The organism is Asticcacaulis sp. AC402 (assembly GCF_000495835.1).
GTDB lineage: Bacteria > Pseudomonadota > Alphaproteobacteria > Caulobacterales > Caulobacteraceae > Asticcacaulis.
Genome location: NZ_AWGC01000029.1, coordinates 26,165 through 43,040, shown reverse-complemented (window position 1 = coordinate 43,040; position 16,876 = coordinate 26,165). Strand labels below are relative to the sequence as shown.

Here is a 16,876-nt window from a genome sequence, read left to right as displayed (position 1 = left end):
TCGATAGTATTCAACGCAAAAGCCCCTCCGCGGCGAACTGCGGAAGGGCTTTAATATTCCGACCGGAGGCAGGTTACTTCTGGACCCAGGCGCCAGAAGCGTCCTGGTAGTACTCACCCGGGCTCAATCTCGGCAGGATGATATTGACGAAGGCCGATCCACCGGCGGCTTCGATCGATACGCCGTTCTTGGCAGCGGCCTGGCCGTAGACGTCGCGGCGGCCGGCATTGATCTCGGCGACCGCAGCTTGCGTGGCCGCATCGGCGTCGCCGACTATGCCCAGGAAGCCGTCGGACTTCTCGCCGACGGTGCCGGCGGCCTTGGCGGCATCCACAATCACCTTAGACGAAGCGATATCGGCGGCGGCGGGCGTGACCAGGATGGCGGCGACGCTCATGCCAGAAGCGGTCACGGCGACCGCAGTCAGTAAGGCTTTAAAAAACTTGCTCGTTTTCATGGTGTTTCTCACTCAGATCACGCGGTTAGAACAGGTTCGGGTTCTGCTGCACCAGGGCTTTCACGTCCTCGTCGAGCTGAACCTTCACATTGACATCGAGTTTGGCGTAGATGGGGGCCAGATTGACGTTGACATTCACTGACGGCGTACACGCCATCAATGCCACCGCACTTGCCCCGGCCACAGCCATAGCAACACTTGCTTTCTTCATTTATGGCTCCTCATCGCCGCACCAACGGCGTGTTGATAACAGTAATAGGAGATATAGGCTGAACCGTGGCTGAACGGAAAGCCTATTTTCCGCTCACCTGCATACCCCTGCGCAGCGCAGTTGCCTTGCCTTTAGTTGCTTCACTGTCTATTTCGTCGCTTGCGGCTTGGCCGCTGTGCGGACATTGAATGCCGTCAGGTCGTCCAGGATCTCGTCCAGATTCACCGGTACTTCCAGGTAAAGCTCGACCGGCGTGTCCGACGGCAGCTTGATTGGCTTCTGCATCCACTTGCCGGAAATATAATCGAACAGGCTGATCCTGGCCTTCTGCGTCTGTGGTGGCTTGAAGCGGCCCTTGATGTGGAAATTGATGTTCAGCTTGCCGCCGGGGATCGAGTTCAGCCGCGCATCGATCTTATCGTAGTGAATCCACTCCATTGCCTGGAAGGCCAGGTCCTGGAACGGATTGAAGTTCGGATCCGCCTGGGGGGCAACCGGCTTGGGCGCATTCGGATCTTCCGCCGTAACCGAACCTCCGGCCGTGATGCCGGTCACCGCGGTGCGCCTGATCGAGATCTGGCCTGCGCTGTCCGACTGCATCAGGCCGTCGGCAATACTGAGGCGACCGTTGTCGATCTTGAACGGCAGACGCCCGCTCAACTTGCCCTCCATGGTCATGGAGGTGGCCAGGTCGGTGGCGGCGACGATCTTGCCGAAATCGAGGCCGTCGAACTTGACCGCGCCCGAAATGGCCGACTTGCCGTCCAGCGGTAGCACGGCCGGCTCCAGGATCAGCGGCCCGCCGGGACTTTGCACCACGGCGCTCTCCAGCGCGATGGTCTCTCCCTGGAACTGCAGGCTCAGCTTGAGGTCGGTCAGGGGCACGCCGACATCCATCGACGCGATGCTGATCATTTGGCCCGGTTCACTTAGCATGGGCGCCAGCGAAGTGAAGACGATGCGCCCGGTCAGGCCGCGCGAAATGCCCGTGGCGCCGACATAGTCGAGCCCGTCCAGGGTCAGGACGCCGCCGCTGCCCGAGGTCGTCTTGTCCCAGGAGATGGCGCCGTTGAAAGTCGCCTTGCCGGACACATCGCGCGAGAAAATGGCGGCAACCAGCGGGCTCAGATAGACCGGCTGCAGCCCTTGCGGCGCGAAGTTCAGGTGGCTGCCCGTCGAGAAACCTAAGCTCCCGCGGCCGGTGAGATTGTCGTTGTCGAGATTGACCGCCGCAATGGTATGTTTCGTGGACTGAATTGAAGCGGTGAAACGGCCGGTCAGGGCCCTGGCGTCATTGGTCAGGCTGCCTGTCACAATCAACGGATTGAAGCGCTGGTCGGTGCCGGTCAGGGTGTCGGTAAACACGCCTTCAGCCAGCCCCATCTTCAAGCCCACGGCTTCGGCCCCTGCAATAGAGAAGGCCTCCAAAGATCCTTCGCCGCCACTGAAGCGCGCCTGCAGGTTGGGCGCGTGCATGGTCAGGTCGCTAAAGGCGCCGGTGACGCGGAAGCCGCCCTCGCTGTCCAGCGCCAGGAAGGCCATGCCCTTCGGCGTTAGCTTCAGCGAAACATCGGTAAAGGTGTCGCCCAACACCGCCGAGGCGGCGGTCATCGTGGCCGGCTGGGTCAGTGTTGCGGCGAAACCGGCTTCGGAGGTGGTGGTGAAGTGTCCCTCACCCTCGAAATGGCCGCCGGAGACCGGGAAAAAGTCGAAATCGGCCTTGACTGCATAATTACCGGCAAACAGACCGGCGTCGGTCAGCCCGACATTCTCGGCGGCCATGGTTGCTGTCGGCAGGTCGGGACCACTGAGCGAAAGGCCTAGGGCCCCGATCTGGCGACTACCCAGCAGCGGCTTCTGCGCCGTAGGCACGATCGTCGCCTTGCCGCCGCCGTTCAGGGACAGCTCAATCGGAGTGCGGGCGCGCAGGGCAAACTCGGCGGGAGCGCCGGCCTCGGCAGTGCCGTTGAGCGCCAGACTCAGTCCCCGCGCTCGCAAGCTGAAGCGCGTCAGGGCGTGATCCAGCATGACGACGGCGTCAGCCGGTGGCGGATTGGGCGCACCCGGCACCGGCGGTTTAGTCGCCAGTTCCGCCGCCGCCTTGACTCGCGACGCCGCCATGACCCTAAGGCCGGTATAGCTGGCGTTATCGCTGGCGACGTCGCTTTGAATATTCACATTCCAACGGCCGGTAGCGGCATCGCTGCCGCCCGTGCCGCTCAGCGACGTCCGCACTCCGTCCAGGGCGATGTCGGCAACCGCAACGCGGCCGACCGTCGCCGTTCCGCCAAAGTCGGTCTCGACGCCAGCACCGTTGACGGCCAGGGCGAAGTCGCTAAGGCTCAACCGGGTATCCCTGGCGAACAAATCGTTCTGGCGCAGCATCGCGGCCGTGCCGGTCACCGGCCCGGTGATTTCGATCGTGGCTGGCTCGGTCATCGACAGGCCGGCCGTGACCGCCAGGGTCTTGCCTTCCAGGTGGAGATCACGGCTATCGATCTCGCCGCTCATCAGGCTGTCGGCGCGCGCCAGCAGCCGCCCCTGACCGGTGAAGGCCGTGCCTGTCGCATTGGTGCCGCTGGCCGTTGTCTTCAAAGCGCCCTTGAGATGGAGATTGGCTTCCAGCCCGCCGAAATCGGCGTCGGCGGTCTGAACCCCCGAGGCCCTGACCGCGACGGTATGCTCGGTCGGACCGCTAAGGGCCTCGGCAACTGAAGTGGACTTGCGGTAGGGCAGCAGCGAGTCGAGATCGAGTGTGACGTCCTGAAGATTGGTTGGCCGGCGACTGACATCCGCGGCTTCGACCGGATCGGCGGCGCGCATCTCCCAGTTTCTGGCCTCGAAACGGGCCTGGACGTGGAGTTGGTCACCGGGACCGGCCACGCCAACGCTCTTGGCCGTCACCGCCCCGCGCGTCAACTCGCCCGAACCCATGGGGCCTGAGAGCTCGGCGCCTGGCAAATCCAGCTTGGCATAGGTGACCCGCCCCTGGGTCAGGGTAAGACCGCCATGGCCGCGGACCAGGCCGTAATCGGTCACCACGCGCACAGTGGCATCGTCGATGATGATGGACTCGGGCGGCGGTGCTGCTGACGGCGGCGCCGTCAGGGCGCTTTGGACCAGCTTGTCGAGCGCGCCGAAGTTGAGCTTGCCGTCCCTGGCGCTGAACTGAAGAAGCGGCCGGCTGAGATGGATGGCCTTGACCCGGGCAAGCGGCATACCGCCGCCAGCGAAGGGTTTAAGGCTGTAGTCGATGTCGAAACGGCCGATGGAAAATTCCGGCTCTTTAGCGTCGCCGACATAGAATTGGCCGGACGCGCGGCCAAAACCCAGGGCGCTGATCTTCAGGTGGGCGCCCTCGACGCCCTGCCCCTTCAACCAGTTCTCGATGGCGACGGTGGCGATCTCCTTGCGCGCCGCGTAGGTGACGATTCCGAGTGCCGCCGCGCCCCACAGGGTCAGCCACAGCCAACTCGACGGCCTGATGCCCTTGCGCGGCGGCCGGGGACCGCCCCTCCCATTGCCTTCCCCCCGGGTTGGCGGCACGCCGATACCATCTTCCTGAGGGTTCTGATCGCTGAGATCACGGGGAGCACCGTCAGGGGTTGCCGGACGGGAAAAGCTGTCGCCGCCGCTGCTGTGCACCGGGAACCACAGGGCATCTTCATCGCTCAGGGACGGACTCTGGCTCATATCTGACAGGCTTGGGCTTCTGCACGTACTGAGGTTTGGTAAACGACATTATCACTGAAACTTGTTAAAAATTGTGGACACATTGCTTTTCTTTTTTCCCTCCGTCTCACCAATTCCGCCGCAAATCACAGTTATCCCGTCTTGACAGTGACATTTTAGGTTCAGTAAGTTTTTGCGTAAGTTTTTCACATATTTAGAGGCGCTTAGGCGTAAACGCCTTCGGAAGGCGCCTTTTGTAAATCTTTCGTTAAGCTTTTTTAAGGCTCATTTTAACCTTGCACTTGTAAAAGTGCGAGCTAATAACCGGTCCCGGGGCGAGGAAAATCGCCTCATTATCGCCTTTTTTCGGCGTAAGCAGGGCCTTTCGCGAAATCAAGACTCAGGCCAAGGTAACACCTCAGGGTCGGTAAAGACGGGAACGAACGAGTGTAAAACCTCGACTTTGCCGGCGTCCGACTTCTGTAAAACCAGGACGTTTTCGACAAGCATGGCTCAACACGATCCCCGCCGACAGCCAGTCCGCGTAACACCGATGATCTTCGCGTCGGCCACGGCGCTGACTCTTGGCGTCTTGCTGTGGAATGTTTTGCAGCCCGTGACAGGTCTGACCCAACCGCTCGACCCGGTTGCCGCCATGGCGCTGGAAACCCAGGCCTTCGCCGAAGCCGCCGCCCGGCCTGGCTACGCTCAGCCTGACGACGTTGCCATTTCCGTCCGCGCCGGCGAAACCCTGGCCGACGCCATCGTTCGCGCCGGAGTCTCGCCGGGAGAGGCCAAGGTCGCCGTCGACCTGCTGTCCAAGGCCTTTGACGTCAACACGCCCAAGGCCGGTCAGAACCTGGAGGCCGCAATTGCCCGCCCGCTTGACGCCTCCAAGCCGGCGCAACTTTTGGGTTTAACGGTGCGCACCGGCCCGGCCAAGCAACTGGCCCTGACCACATCCGGCGACGGCGTCATGCGCCTTCGAGCTCTGGAAGAACCCATCCGCGCCGAGCGCCGCGTCGCTATCGGGGAGATCAACGGGTCTTTGTTCACCTCCGCCGCTGCTATGGGGGCGACGCCCTCCCTGACCCAGCAGGTCGTGTCGCTGTTCAAGCATAAGGTCGACTTTCAACGCGACATCAAGTCGGGCGATACCTTCAAGCTGATCTTTGATCGCAAGGTCACCGAAAGCGGCCGCACAGTCGAAGCCGGCAACCTGCTCTATGCCGAGATCGAGGCCAAGGGCGGTATCGACCGCTTCTACTCCTTCCAGGCCAAGGGTTCGAGGAGCGTCGAGTATTATGATGAATTCGGCAAAAATATCAAAGGCTTCCTTCTGGCTACCCCGGTCTCCGGCGCGCGCACTTCGTCGGGATTCGGCATGCGTTTCCACCCGATCGTCGGCTTCATGAAGATGCACACGGGCATTGACTTCGCCGCGCCGACGGGCACCAGGATCGAAGCTGCCGGCGATGGCGTCGTGGTCGATGCCAAGTGGTGGGGCGGTTACGGCCGCTGGGTCCGCATTCGCCACGCCAATGGCTGGGAAACCGGCTACGCCCACATGTCGTCGATTGCCGTCAAGGCTGGCCAGAAGGTCAGCCAGGGCGAGGTCATAGGCTATGTCGGCACCACCGGCCGGTCGACCGGGCCACACCTGCACTTCGAAGTGTGGAAGGACAAGCGTCCGATCGATCCGCGCAGTGCCAAGGTTCCGCAATCGAACATGCTGCAGGGCCAGGACATGATCGCCTTCCGCGCCCGCAAAAATGAGATCGATACAATGGTCGCCATGGCCGACGTCAAGCGCACGGACGGCACAGGCGACAGCCTGGCCATGCAGACCGGAGCGTATCACTTCGAGAACGAAGACGAGACCAGTCGTCCTACGTCTTTGGCCCCCACCCTGGCTCAGAACGACTCGGCGGCGGTGCGCACCAATGGACGCGCCCAACTTCGCCCGGCCCTGTCGTCGACCAGAGGGGCGCGCTGACCTTTATGCCCCCCGCGTATACCCCCCGCGCGCGGGGAGGTATCACCACAAAGGATCGGGCGGAAAGCCCATCAACGCTTCCTGTATCCGCCGCAAACTGCCGCCGTTAATGTTTTCCGGCAGGTTATCAAGCGCGAAGAAACCGACATTCTTGATCTCGCCCTGGGGCTTCATGTCGACCGGTTCCCATTCGTCGACGCGGAACAGAAGCACGTGATCGCCAGGGAAAAACTGCTCATTGGAATGGACCGACTGGAGCTTAGGCAGTTCCAGCGGATTGACCCCCGCCTCCTCACGCAGTTCGCGTGCCACGGCGTCGTGGGCCGTCTCACCAGCATCGACTCCGCCGCCCGGCAGCCACCAGCCTTCGAGATAGGTATGCTCAATCAGCAGCACCCGGCCGTCCTTGTCCAGCACCAGCCCGCGCACGCCGAGGGTCTTGCCCCGCGTCGTGCGCGAATAGGCGAAGAACAGCGGTCGCGAAAACGGCTCTACAACTCTCTTCCAATCTTCCATAGCCCTAGATGTGAACGCCATGCGATTATTTCGCAAGTGGACAATGCAGGACATTCCAAGTTTTTATCGGCCCCTCTTGCCCGCGCCGCCCGACACGTTTAACAGGGGCTGAATATTCGGAGTCCTGACAGCCATGATCGCCATCTACATCTTTGCCGGCTATTTCGTCCTGAACCTCATCCTGAACCTGATCGACTTCCGTCGCGTTGACTAAGCGCGCTCTGGTCACCGGCGCCGCCAAGCGCATCGGACGGGCCATTGCCATGGCCCTGGCGGGGCAAGGCTATGATATAGCGGTCCACTATAACCGTTCGCGCGCCGACGCTCTGGACGTGGTGACCGAGTTGGAAGCCCTGGGCGTCCACGCTGTTCCCGTCGGCTGCGACCTCAGCCAACCCGCCTGTGTTGCCAATCTCGTCGGCGATACCGTCAAGGCCCTGGGGCCGCTGGATGTCCTCATCAACAATGCCTCGATCTTTTCCGACGACCGTGCCGCCACGGTGACGGTCGACAGCTTTACCACCCACACCAATACCAACCTCCTGGCGCCCATCCTGCTGAGCCAGGCCTTCGCGGCACAAGCCCCGCTGCCCGACGGCGCCTCAATCATCAACCTGATCGACCAACGGGTGTTGAAACCCTCCCCGCCCTTTTTCAGCTACGGCCTGTCCAAGGCCGGTCTGTGGCACGCCACCCGCACCCTGGCCCAGGCGCTGGCGCCGCGTATCCGCGTCAATGCCATCGGTCCCGGGCCGACCCTGAAGTCGATCCACCAGAGCGACAAGGACTTCGCGCGCGAAGCGCGCTCGACCCTGCTGCAGAAGCCGACTTCGCCAGAAGAGGTCGCGGCGGCGGCGGTTTATCTGTTAAACGCCCCCAGCGTCACTGGCCAGATGATCTGCGTCGATTCCGGCCAACATCTGAACTGGAAAACCGTGGATATGTTCGACCTTTAGGGAGTCATCGGCGTGATCGATCTTCTTCTGGCTATTGCGCATCATATTCTGATTTTTGGTGTTTTCGGCGCCCTGATTTCCGAGCACACGCTGTTGCGCGCCGAGATAACGGCTGAAAAGATCAAGCTCCTTGGCGGTATCGATCGCGGCTATGGCCTGATGGCCGTGATGATAATCATGGTTGGTGTCGGCCGCGTTATGTTTGGCCGGTCGGGCCCGGACTACTACACGCACAACCTGTTCTTCTGGGCCAAGATGGTGGCGTTCCTGGCGGTCGGGATCTGCTCGATCCTGCCGACTCGGGCCTTCGTCGGCTGGCAAAAAGCCCCGCCCGACGCAGCCGCCGTCGCCAAAGTGATGCGCTGGATTCGGATTCAGCTGGCCTTGTTCGTCCTGATTCCGGTTTTTGCAGCGATCATGGCGCGCGGTTACGGGCAACTGTAGCCAAACGCGCCGTTTGTGGCGTAGATAGTCCGACAATAAGCCATACAGGGATACGCCACATGACCACTTCACGCCGAGCCGCCCTCGCTACCCTCGCCGGCCTGACCGGATTAGCTGCGACCGCCGCCGTCAGCCCGGCGGACGCCGCGCCTGATACCAAAACGGCGCTGAAACCCTATGCCCTCAATCTCGACACCTGGTACCGCACTACGCCCTTTGCCGACCGTTTTGCCCTGGCAGCCAAGGCTGGCTTCACGACCGTCGAGTTCTGGCCGGTCAATCGCGATGGTCTGGATGCCGTCAAGGTGCGGGCCTTGCTCGACCAGTATGGCCTGAAGGTGGCGCAGTTCGCCCCGGCCGCTCCGGCCTTTTCCGACCCGGCCAAACACGAAGAGCTGGGCACCATGATCAAACAGGCGATCGCCGACTGCAAGACGCTGGGCTGTAAGGCCATCACCCTGGTCGGCCACGGCAATATCGCCAACATGTCGCGCGAAGCCATGGTTAGTGGTTATACGGCCGGCCTGATGCGTGTCGCGCCGCTGCTCGAGGCCGCAGGCGTCACGGCACTGGTCGAGCCGTTCAACACGGTCAACCACCCCAACCACCTGCTCAACGGCTCACGTCCGGCGGTCGCCATCTGCCGCGCCGTCAATTCTGCGATGGTCAAGCTGAACTGGGACTTCTACCACATGCAACTCGAAGACGGTGATCTGATCGAGAAGTTTCAGGCCGGCATTGATCAGGTCGGCTATGTCCAGTTGGGCGATGTCCCCGGCCGCCACCAGCCGGGCACTGGCGAGGTCAATCACGTCAACCTGCTAAAGGCCATCCGCGCCGCTGGATACACGGGCTATCTGGGGCTGGAATACATGCCGATCGACAATGACTTCGACCGCGCCGTCAAGGATGCCGCAACGCTGTCACTGGCGGCGGGTCTGGCCTGACCTGACCATGGTTGCAACGGTCACCCATCCCAAGGTCGACGCCTACATGGCCCGGCAAGCGCCGTGGAAAACCGAGTTCGAGACACTGCGGGTAATCGCCGTGGCCTGCGACCTCACCGAAGACTTCACATGGGGGCATCCGTGTTATACCAAGCCTCATAAAGAATGACGCTTGGTATTCGTTTTTTTCAGCTCAAACGCCGCATGGCTCCTCGCAAAAGCTCGGGCGCGCAGTCGCGCTTGCCAACCCACGATGAGTCAAGATTTTCGCGGGTTGGTATTACACGCTGGATGAGCAGAACATCGTCCTGATCCATGGCTTCAAGGATTATTCCGCGTATTTGTTCTTCAAGGGCGGCCGCCCGAGAGCAGCGGTTCAGGATCTGGCGTAGTCTTGCTACCGCCGCCGCCGGGTCGTGCCAAACATGCCGCGCATCAACTGGCCGACGATGGCGATGCCGACCGAGCGGATGATCGGCACAGCCACCTGCTTGACTGTGTTGAGCGTGTCGGACGTCGCCTTGGCACGGGCCTTTTCCTCGGCCAGGCGTTGCCGTTCCTCTGCCCTGGCGGCGTCGGTGGCCGCCTTGGCCGCGGCTTTTTCCGCCGCGCTGGGCGGTGGCGGAGGCGCATCGGCGGCCGCCTGGGCGGCGCGCGCCGACAGCATCTCGTAGGCCGACTCGCGGTCGCGTTCGGTGTCGTACATGCCGCCGACGGGTGAGGCAGCGACGATGGCCGCACGCTCCGCTTGCGTCGCCGGTCCCATGCGCGAGGCCGGCGGCCGGATCAAGGCACGCTCGGTTATGGTCGGCCGGCCCTTCTCGTCCATCAGCGACACCAGGGCCTCGCCAGTGCCCAGTTGCTGCAACACCTCAAGAGTGTCGAACGCCGGGTTGGGCCGGAACGAATCCGCTGCCGACCTCAACCCCTTCTGTTCCGACGGTGTATAGGCGCGCAGGGCATGCTGCACCCGGTTGCCGAGCTGACCCAGTACGGCATCGGGGACATCAGCCGGGTTCTGGGTGATGAAATAGATGCCGACGCCCTTGGACCGGATCAGACGCACCACCTGTTCGATCTTTTCCAGCAAAGCTTTGGAGGCCTGGTTGAACAAAAGATGGGCCTCGTCGAAGAAGAAGACCAGACGCGGCTTCTCGGGATCGCCGACCTCGGGCAGTTCCTCGAAAAGTTCGGCCATCAGCCACAGCAGGAAGGTCGAATACAACTTCGGATTCTGCATCAGCCGGTCCGAGGCCAGGATATTGACGTAACCCTTGCCGTTGATGTTGGTCCGCATCAGGTCTTCCAACCGCAGGGCCGGTTCGGCGAAAAACTTGGCCGCACCCTGGTTTTCCAGGGTCAGCAGATTGCGCTGGATGGTGGCGACGGTGGTTGGTGACACCTGGCCGTAGGTCGCACCGATCTCCTTGCTGTTCTCAGACAGGTAGCGCAGCATGGCGCGCAGGTCGTCGAGATCGAGCAGCAGCAGGCCTTCCTTGTCGGCCACGGCAAAGGCGATGTTCAGCACACCCTCCTGGACGTCGTTGAGGTCCAAAAGCCGCGCCAGCAACAGCGGCCCCATCTCGGAAATGGTGGCGCGGATCGGGTGACCTTTTTCGCCGTAGAGGTCCCAGAACACCACCGGACAGGCTGACGGCGTCAGCTCCAGGTTCATACCTTTGGCGCGCTCCAGCAGCTTTTCGTTGGGCGTGCCCGGCTGCGATATCCCCGACAGGTCGCCCTTGATGTCGGCGGCGAAGACCGGCACACCGGCGTCGGAAAAGGCCTGGGCCAGGATCTGGAGCGTGATGGTCTTTCCGGTGCCAGTGGCGCCGGCGATAAGGCCGTGGCGGTTGGCACGATTGTAAAGCAGGATTTGCGGTAGTGTACCCTGGCCGACAAAGGCCCCCGGCAGATCGGACATGAGTCGCTCCTTCAAGATGAGATTGTTCTAAAGGATCGGTGTACCGGGCGCCAGCCTGCGCGTCAGCCAGTCCTTTAGATGGCGTCGCATTGGCATCTCGAAATAGAGGAAACTTAACCGCGCCAGGCCGAGCGACACAGCCATAAACAGGATCAGCACCAACGGCGAGTCGAATATGTCGGCGCGCGTTTCATAGGGCAGGTGCGCCAAGCCAACCATGACCAGAATCTGTAGTGGAAAATGGATGAGATAGATCGAATAGCTGACGTCGCCGGCCCACGACCATTTTCGCAGGGCTTCCAGGTTCAACCACTTGCCCTGCTGCAGGCCCAGTGCCAGCAGGGTCAGGGGCACCAGAACATAGACGAAGCTGTCTGTACTGAACAGGAATGAACTGGAACCGATGCCGTGGCTCTCGATCCAGGTCGATACCGGGCCCCAGATCAAATCATGACCGACAACATAGGCTGCCAACCACAGGACGGGCACCAGCCAGATCAGTACCTTCTCCACCCGCTCCAGCCAGACGGTGCGGGCATAATCACGCAGGTACTGGACGGCATAAAAGATCAGTCCCCCCAGGAAAAAGTTCGGTATCCCGCGGGTAAAGTCCGGCGGCGGCTGCGGTTGCAGATATTTGAACAAAAGACCCAGCACCACCACCGCGGCGATCATCACCGGGGTGTTGAGCCGCAGGGCGCACAGGGCGAAAAAGACAGCATAGAGGAAGACCTCGACCGAGATCGACCACGAGGGGCCGTTGAACGACATCTGGGCGCCGGGCAGCCATTGCTGCACCATGAAGAGGTTGAGCACGAACTGACCCGGCGAATTGTCCTGATAGATATAGGCCTGGCCGTACAGGGTGACGAAGGCCCACTGGAAAAGTGCAACTGCGATAAAGGTGAGGAAAAACAGAGGATACAACCGCGAAAAGCGCGCGATGAAGAAATTGCGCAGGCCGACACGCCGCTCCGACACAGCCTCGGCATAGAGCCAGAAGAAGACGTAGCCCGAGATCGAGAAAAACAGCTCGACGAAATACTGGCCAAAAATATAGACCGGCGCCAGCAGGCCATGGAGCGGCATGTGGGCGTAGTCGAAATTGCCGCCGTCATCGATCAGGAAATGCTTGTAGTGAAACAGAACCACCATGGCGGCGGCCACTCCGCGCAGGATATCGAGCTCGAAAAACCGGGCTTCGGTGTTGCGGATGGTGGCGGCGCCCGTTTCTGTCGCCGCTTCGGTAGCCGTTTCTGGGGTCAAGGTCGTTCGCCCTGGCTAGGTCTGCCGTTCCACGCTGAAGAGCGCCAGGTTTTCCAGGGCCGTACGCCATGCACCTGGATCGAAGATGCTAAGCGCGGCGCGGGCCTTGTCGGCGTAGCCGCGGGCAATGGCGCGTGACTGCTCGAGCGCACCCGACTTGATCATCAACTTTTGCGCATGGGCGAAATCGCCAACCTGTTGCTTGCGCTCACCGATGGTCCGCGCCCAGAAGGCGTCCTCGCTGCCCTTGGTCGCCTGCATGACCAGAATCAGCGGCAGGGTCGACTTGCCCTCAGCAAAGTCATCACCGGCATTTTTCCCCAGGTCGGCGGCGTCGCCCTGGTAGTCCAGCACATCGTCCTGGATCTGGAACGCCAGGCCCAGATTAAGGCCATAGCTGTAAAGCGCGGTGATCCGGTCTTCCGAAGCGCCGGCGGAGACCGCACCGCTTTCCGAAGCCGCCGAAAACAATGCCGCCGTTTTGGACGAAATGATTTCGATGTAGTCAGCCTGGCTGAGATTCAGGTCGAAGGCCTTCATCAATTGAAGGACCTCGCCCTGGGTGATGACGGCCGCGGCCTTTGACAGGATGTCGAGCGCACGCAGCGAACCGGTTTCGACCATCAACTCAAAGGCGCGGGCAAACAGAAAGTCGCCCACCAGAACCGACGACGGCGCACCCCAGATCAGGTGCGCGGCAACCTTGCCACGGCGCAGGGATGACGAGTCGACGACGTCGTCGTGCAGCAGTGTGGCCGTATGTATGAACTCGACGGCAGCCGCCAGCCTGTGGTGATTGTCGTTGCGCACGTCGCACAGCCGCGCCGCCGCGACGCACAGCAGCGGACGCAGACGCTTGCCGCCAGCAGCAATCAAATGGTCGGCAAGGGCCGGTATGACGGGAACTTCGGACTGCATGCGGGCGGTGATCAGACTGTTGACCTTGATCATGTCGGCAGCGGTCAGGCCGATCAGGGCATTCACGTCGGCTTTGGCCACCGGCGCGCGTACAGTCTCGATATTGGCCGAATCCAAGGTGTTAACTCCTGACACAAACGGTAAAGGCCATAAACCGCCTTGACGGTGCAGGCAATGGCCCGCGATAGTAAACTTCCAACCGGCCCAAAGAACGTGTTTGGCATATCGGCGGCAAATATATCAGAAAACAATCTCTTATGAGCGAAGAGACGGATCCGACCTTGACGCATTCTGCCACAGATGTGACGCAGACGCACCTGTTGGACGGGCGCGTCATAGTGATGCAGCCTGCCAAAGGCTATCGCATCGGCATGGACGGTGCCCTGCTGGCAGCGGCGTGCGCCGGCTTGAATCCCTCGGGCCGCGCACTTGAACTGGGCTGCGGCGCCGGCGGAGCGATGCTGTCGCTGAAAGCACGCTGCCCTGATCTGGCCCTGACGGGCATCGAGCGCGAACCGGTCTATGCCGGCCTGGCGCGGGGAAACGCCGCCCTGAACGGTCACGACGAGGTCACTGTGATCGAAGGTGACATCGGCGCCGGCTTCAAAACCCTTGGTCTCGAACGCTTCGACCTGGTGTTCAGCAACCCGCCGTTCTTCGATGACCCTGACACTTTACGAGCGCCGCACGAGGCCAAGCGTCCGGCCTGGATCGCCGATGATGGATTGGGGGCCTGGCTGGACTTTGCGCTGGCGGCTGTGAAGGACGGCGGCGATATCGTCTTCATCCATCGCGCCGACCGCCTCGGCGATATCCTGACGGGCCTGTCGTCAAAGGCCGGTTCCTTCCGGGTACGGCCCATTCAACCGTTTATCGAAAAGGACGCTAAACGCGTGCTGGTTCGCGCCACCCGCCTGGGCAAGGCGCCTTTACGATTGCTGCCGCCCTTGGTTCTACACGACCACGGCGACCGCAAACACACGCCAGAGGTCGACGCGATCCTGCGGGGCGTACAACTCCTGGCGTGGTGATTATCTACCTCTCCCCGCCTGCGGGGAGAGGACGAGAGCCGAGCGAAGCGTGGGCGATCGGGTGAGGGGCCTTCAAAGGACGGAGCGCTCGCAAGACGCCCCGCCCCTCACCCTAACCTCTCCCCGCTCGCGGGGAGAGGGGATTCTGACAGCGCCACATCATCCAGATAAGCTTTCGTCGCGTCCAGCAGATTGTCCCTCAGCGCCGCCCGTCGGGCGTTCAAATCCGGACTCCCGGCATCGTAATCTGCCATCAGCCGGCGAACGAACGCCCCAGACTGAACATCCTGCAAAACTCCCTGCATCTCTGCTTTCGAAGACTCATTGATTATTCGCGCACCCGTAAGATAGGCCCCATATTCCGCTGTGTTGGAAATCTTGCCGAAGCCACCCGACATACCCAGTTCCCACAACAGATCGACCACCAGCTTGAGCTCATAACAGGTCTCGAACCACGCCACCTCGGGCGGATAGCCAGCATCAACAAGGGTCTGGAAACCCGAGGTCACCAGTTCACGCGTTCCACCGCACAGCACGACCTGCTCGCCGAACAGATCGCTCTCGCATTCGTCCTTCATGGTGGTCTCGAGAATGCCCTTGCGGCCGCAGCCGAGGGCAGCCGCATAGGACAGGCCCAGCGCCCTGGCCCGGCCAGATGCGTCCTGGTGAACGGCGAACAGGCAGAACACCCCCTCGCCCGCCACATAGAGGTCACGGATGCGCGGACCTATGCCCTTGGGCGAGACCAGCAGGACGTCAACATTGGCAGGCGGGGTCACCAGACCGAAGTTGACAGACAGGCCATGGGCGAAAATCAACGCTTGATTTTCTCGTAAATGGGGCGCGATCTCGTCGACGAACAACCTCTGGTGGGCCTCGTCCGACGTCAGGACGACGATCACCTCGGCCCACAGGACGCCGTCCGAAACCGCAACGATTTCAAAGCCATCCGATTCGGCTTTGAGACGTGTTTTTGACCCTGGCTTAAGCGCTACCTTAACTTGGCGGACACCGGAATCGCGGGCGTTGAGCGCCTGGGTCCGCCCCTGTGAGCCGTAACCTATGATCAGCACCTTCGACGCCTGGATCAGGGACAGGTCGCAGTCGTGATCACGATAAACGGGAAGGGACATGGCGGGTGGCCTCAGCTATAGTGGAATTAGAATCGCCTGATCTTAAAGTACCCTTCATGTTCGACCATCCGGAATATCAGTACCTCAACCTTCTGCGCGACTGTCTTGAAAACGGTGTGCACCGCGACGACCGCACGGGTACGGGTACCTACGGCCTGTTCGGCCGCCAGATCCGGTTCGATCTGGCGAAGGGCTTTCCACTGCTGACCACCAAGAAGGTCCATTTCAAATCGATCGCCGTCGAACTGCTGTGGTTCCTGCGCGGCGACACCAATGTGCAGTATCTCCATGACCATGGCGTCACCATCTGGGACGAATGGGCCGACGAGCACGGCGATCTCGGTCCCGTCTATGGCAAGCAGTGGCGGTCGTGGGCCGCGCCGGACGGTCGGGCGATCGACCAGATGGCACAACTGATTGAAAACCTGAAGACTAACCCCAATTCCCGCCGTCATGTCATCTCGGCGTGGAACCCCGCGCAGGTCGAAGATATGGCCCTGCCACCTTGCCACTGCCTGTTCCAGTTCTTCGTGGCGAATGGCAAACTGTCGTGTCAGCTCTATCAGCGCTCGGCTGATATCTTTCTGGGCGTTCCGTTCAACATCGCCTCCTATGCCCTGCTGACCCACATGGTGGCCCAGGCGGTCGGTCTGGAGGTTGGCGACTTCGTCCACAGCTTCGGCGATGTCCATGTTTACAGCAACCATATCGAGCAGGCCAAAACCCAGCTCGAACGCACGCCTTTCAACTTTCCAACCCTGGTTCTGGCACCGAAAACCGACCTGTTCGGCTTCGACTACGCCGACCTCAAGGTCGAAAATTACCAGAGTCACGGGGCGTTGAAGGCGCCGGTTGCCGTATGAGTTCCAAGGTTCCCCTGGCCGTGGTCGTGGCCATGGACGAGAACAATGCCATCGGCAAGGCCGGCGGCCTGCCGTGGCGGCTGCGCTCGGACATGAAGCTGTTCAAGGACATAACCCTGGGCAAACCGATCCTCATGGGGTCGAACACGTGGGACTCGCTGCCGAAAAAACCCCTGCCCGGCCGGCTGAACCTGGTCCTGAGCCGCGACCTGAAGTTCGAAGCCGAAGGTGGTGTCGTCTGCGAAACCCTGTTCGAGGCACTCGATATCGGCCGTGAACATGCCGCCGACGACGGCGCTGGGGAGGTCTGCGTCATCGGCGGCGCCAATGTCTATGCGCAGACCCTACCCAGGGCCGACCGGCTCTACGTGACCCATGTTCATGCCACGGTTGACGGCGATACGCATTTTCCAGCGATCGATCCGGCGATATGGCGGGTCGTTCGTGAAGAGGCTTTTGCCAAGACCGAGAACGATGACTTTGATTTTACCCTTAAAGTCTACGAAAGAGGGAAGTGATCTGGCAAGGCTCGCCTGATTGTA

16 protein-coding genes are annotated in these 16,876 nt (G+C 61.4%); 8 read left to right on the top strand and 8 right to left on the bottom strand.

Annotation, left to right across the window (positions count from 1 at the left end):
* Nucleotides 1–73 precede the first annotated feature (73 nt).
* From ABAC402_RS35725 to ABAC402_RS35720, 3 genes are all read right to left on the bottom strand, one after another.
* A complete protein-coding gene (locus ABAC402_RS35725) occupies nucleotides 74–457 on the bottom strand; it encodes a YdbL family protein (protein WP_023450687.1) in 384 nt (127 codons plus the stop codon).
* Nucleotides 458–482: 25 nt separating this feature from the next.
* Nucleotides 483–668: a YnbE family lipoprotein gene (locus ABAC402_RS0120650; RefSeq protein ID WP_031235902.1), complete on the bottom strand. Its 186-nt coding sequence runs from the start codon at nucleotides 666–668 to the stop codon at nucleotides 483–485.
* A gap of 147 nt (nucleotides 669–815) precedes the next feature.
* Nucleotides 816–4,361, bottom strand: a complete 3,546-nt coding sequence (locus ABAC402_RS35720; RefSeq protein WP_023450685.1) for a YdbH domain-containing protein — start codon at nucleotides 4,359–4,361, stop codon at nucleotides 816–818.
* Between the two features lie 532 nt (nucleotides 4,362–4,893).
* On the opposite strand from ABAC402_RS35720, the gene ABAC402_RS35715 reads away from it, so the two are divergent.
* A complete protein-coding gene (locus ABAC402_RS35715) occupies nucleotides 4,894–6,336 on the top strand; it encodes a M23 family metallopeptidase (protein WP_023450684.1) in 1,443 nt (480 codons plus the stop codon).
* A 42-nt stretch (nucleotides 6,337–6,378) separates the two neighbouring features.
* On the opposite strand, the gene ABAC402_RS35710 is transcribed toward ABAC402_RS35715, so the two are convergent.
* Nucleotides 6,379–6,852 carry an NUDIX domain-containing protein gene (locus tag ABAC402_RS35710; protein WP_023450683.1) on the bottom strand — a complete coding sequence of 158 codons (474 nt, stop codon included), beginning with the start codon at nucleotides 6,850–6,852 and terminating at the stop codon, nucleotides 6,379–6,381.
* A gap of 206 nt (nucleotides 6,853–7,058) precedes the next feature.
* Between ABAC402_RS35710 and ABAC402_RS35705 the strand changes: the two genes are divergently transcribed.
* The 4 genes from ABAC402_RS35705 to ABAC402_RS0120640 are packed head-to-tail and all read left to right on the top strand — an operon-like array spanning nucleotide 7,059 to nucleotide 9,368.
* Complete coding sequence (locus ABAC402_RS35705; RefSeq protein ID WP_023450682.1) at nucleotides 7,059–7,808, top strand: SDR family oxidoreductase; 750 nt, start codon at nucleotides 7,059–7,061, stop codon at nucleotides 7,806–7,808.
* 12 nt (nucleotides 7,809–7,820) lie between these two features.
* Nucleotides 7,821–8,252 (top strand): DUF2214 family protein, encoded by a 432-nt coding sequence (locus tag ABAC402_RS35700; protein ID WP_023450681.1) that lies wholly within the window; start codon nucleotides 7,821–7,823, stop codon nucleotides 8,250–8,252.
* Between the two features lie 59 nt (nucleotides 8,253–8,311).
* Nucleotides 8,312–9,199: a TIM barrel protein gene (locus ABAC402_RS35695; protein WP_023450680.1), complete on the top strand. Its 888-nt coding sequence runs from the start codon at nucleotides 8,312–8,314 to the stop codon at nucleotides 9,197–9,199.
* 7 nt (nucleotides 9,200–9,206) lie between these two features.
* A complete protein-coding gene (locus tag ABAC402_RS0120640) occupies nucleotides 9,207–9,368 on the top strand; it encodes a hypothetical protein (RefSeq protein ID WP_023450679.1) in 162 nt (53 codons plus the stop codon).
* A gap of 228 nt (nucleotides 9,369–9,596) precedes the next feature.
* Here the strand turns inward: ABAC402_RS0120640 and ABAC402_RS35690 are convergent, their stop codons facing one another.
* Genes ABAC402_RS35690 through ABAC402_RS35680 form a run of 3 tightly spaced genes read right to left on the bottom strand, consistent with a single transcriptional unit; the run spans nucleotide 9,597 to nucleotide 13,424 of the window.
* Complete coding sequence (locus ABAC402_RS35690; protein ID WP_023450678.1) at nucleotides 9,597–11,123, bottom strand: helicase HerA-like domain-containing protein; 1,527 nt, start codon at nucleotides 11,121–11,123, stop codon at nucleotides 9,597–9,599.
* Between the two features lie 27 nt (nucleotides 11,124–11,150).
* Nucleotides 11,151–12,389, bottom strand: a complete 1,239-nt coding sequence (locus ABAC402_RS35685; RefSeq protein ID WP_023450677.1) for an acyltransferase — start codon at nucleotides 12,387–12,389, stop codon at nucleotides 11,151–11,153.
* 15 nt (nucleotides 12,390–12,404) lie between these two features.
* On the bottom strand, nucleotides 12,405–13,424 hold the full coding sequence (locus tag ABAC402_RS35680) for a polyprenyl synthetase family protein (RefSeq protein ID WP_023450676.1): 1,020 nt from the start codon (nucleotides 13,422–13,424) through the stop codon (nucleotides 12,405–12,407).
* Between the two features lie 140 nt (nucleotides 13,425–13,564).
* On the opposite strand from ABAC402_RS35680, the gene ABAC402_RS35675 reads away from it, so the two are divergent.
* Nucleotides 13,565–14,338: a tRNA1(Val) (adenine(37)-N6)-methyltransferase gene (locus ABAC402_RS35675; RefSeq protein ID WP_023450675.1), complete on the top strand. Its 774-nt coding sequence runs from the start codon at nucleotides 13,565–13,567 to the stop codon at nucleotides 14,336–14,338.
* A 107-nt stretch (nucleotides 14,339–14,445) separates the two neighbouring features.
* On the opposite strand, the gene ilvC is transcribed toward ABAC402_RS35675, so the two are convergent.
* Nucleotides 14,446–15,471, bottom strand: a complete 1,026-nt coding sequence (gene ilvC / locus ABAC402_RS35670) for a ketol-acid reductoisomerase (protein WP_023450674.1) — start codon at nucleotides 15,469–15,471, stop codon at nucleotides 14,446–14,448.
* Nucleotides 15,472–15,527: 56 nt separating this feature from the next.
* Between ilvC and ABAC402_RS35665 the strand changes: the two genes are divergently transcribed.
* Both ABAC402_RS35665 and ABAC402_RS35660 read left to right on the top strand, forming a co-directional pair.
* Nucleotides 15,528–16,334 (top strand): thymidylate synthase, encoded by an 807-nt coding sequence (locus ABAC402_RS35665; RefSeq protein WP_023450673.1) that lies wholly within the window; start codon nucleotides 15,528–15,530, stop codon nucleotides 16,332–16,334.
* Entirely contained in the window at nucleotides 16,331–16,852 is a 522-nt protein-coding gene (locus tag ABAC402_RS35660) for a dihydrofolate reductase (protein ID WP_023450672.1), read from the top strand. The genes ABAC402_RS35665 and ABAC402_RS35660 overlap by 4 nt, the downstream gene beginning before the upstream one ends.
* The last annotated feature ends 24 nt before the right edge of the window (nucleotides 16,853–16,876 follow it).

Bases quoted from the DNA above. Each gene is read 5' to 3' on its own strand.
- ilvC (WP_023450674.1), bottom strand. From the start codon at position 15,471: ATGTCCCTTCCCGTTTATCGTGATCACGACTGCGACCTGTCCCTGATC.
- ABAC402_RS35665 (WP_023450673.1), top strand. From the start codon at position 15,528: ATGTTCGACCATCCGGAATATCAGTACCTCAACCTTCTGCGCGACTGT.
- ABAC402_RS35695 (WP_023450680.1), top strand. From the start codon at position 8,312: ATGACCACTTCACGCCGAGCCGCCCTCGCTACCCTCGCCGGCCTGACC.
- ABAC402_RS35725 (WP_023450687.1), bottom strand. From the start codon at position 457: ATGAAAACGAGCAAGTTTTTTAAAGCCTTACTGACTGCGGTCGCCGTG.
- ABAC402_RS35710 (WP_023450683.1), bottom strand. From the start codon at position 6,852: ATGGAAGATTGGAAGAGAGTTGTAGAGCCGTTTTCGCGACCGCTGTTC.
- ABAC402_RS35660 (WP_023450672.1), top strand. From the start codon at position 16,331: ATGAGTTCCAAGGTTCCCCTGGCCGTGGTCGTGGCCATGGACGAGAAC.
- ABAC402_RS35715 (WP_023450684.1), top strand. From the start codon at position 4,894: ATGATCTTCGCGTCGGCCACGGCGCTGACTCTTGGCGTCTTGCTGTGG.
- ABAC402_RS35720 (WP_023450685.1), bottom strand. From the start codon at position 4,361: ATGAGCCAGAGTCCGTCCCTGAGCGATGAAGATGCCCTGTGGTTCCCG.
- ABAC402_RS0120640 (WP_023450679.1), top strand. From the start codon at position 9,207: ATGGTTGCAACGGTCACCCATCCCAAGGTCGACGCCTACATGGCCCGG.
- ABAC402_RS0120650 (WP_031235902.1), bottom strand. From the start codon at position 668: ATGAAGAAAGCAAGTGTTGCTATGGCTGTGGCCGGGGCAAGTGCGGTG.
- ABAC402_RS35675 (WP_023450675.1), top strand. From the start codon at position 13,565: ATGAGCGAAGAGACGGATCCGACCTTGACGCATTCTGCCACAGATGTG.
- ABAC402_RS35690 (WP_023450678.1), bottom strand. From the start codon at position 11,123: ATGTCCGATCTGCCGGGGGCCTTTGTCGGCCAGGGTACACTACCGCAA.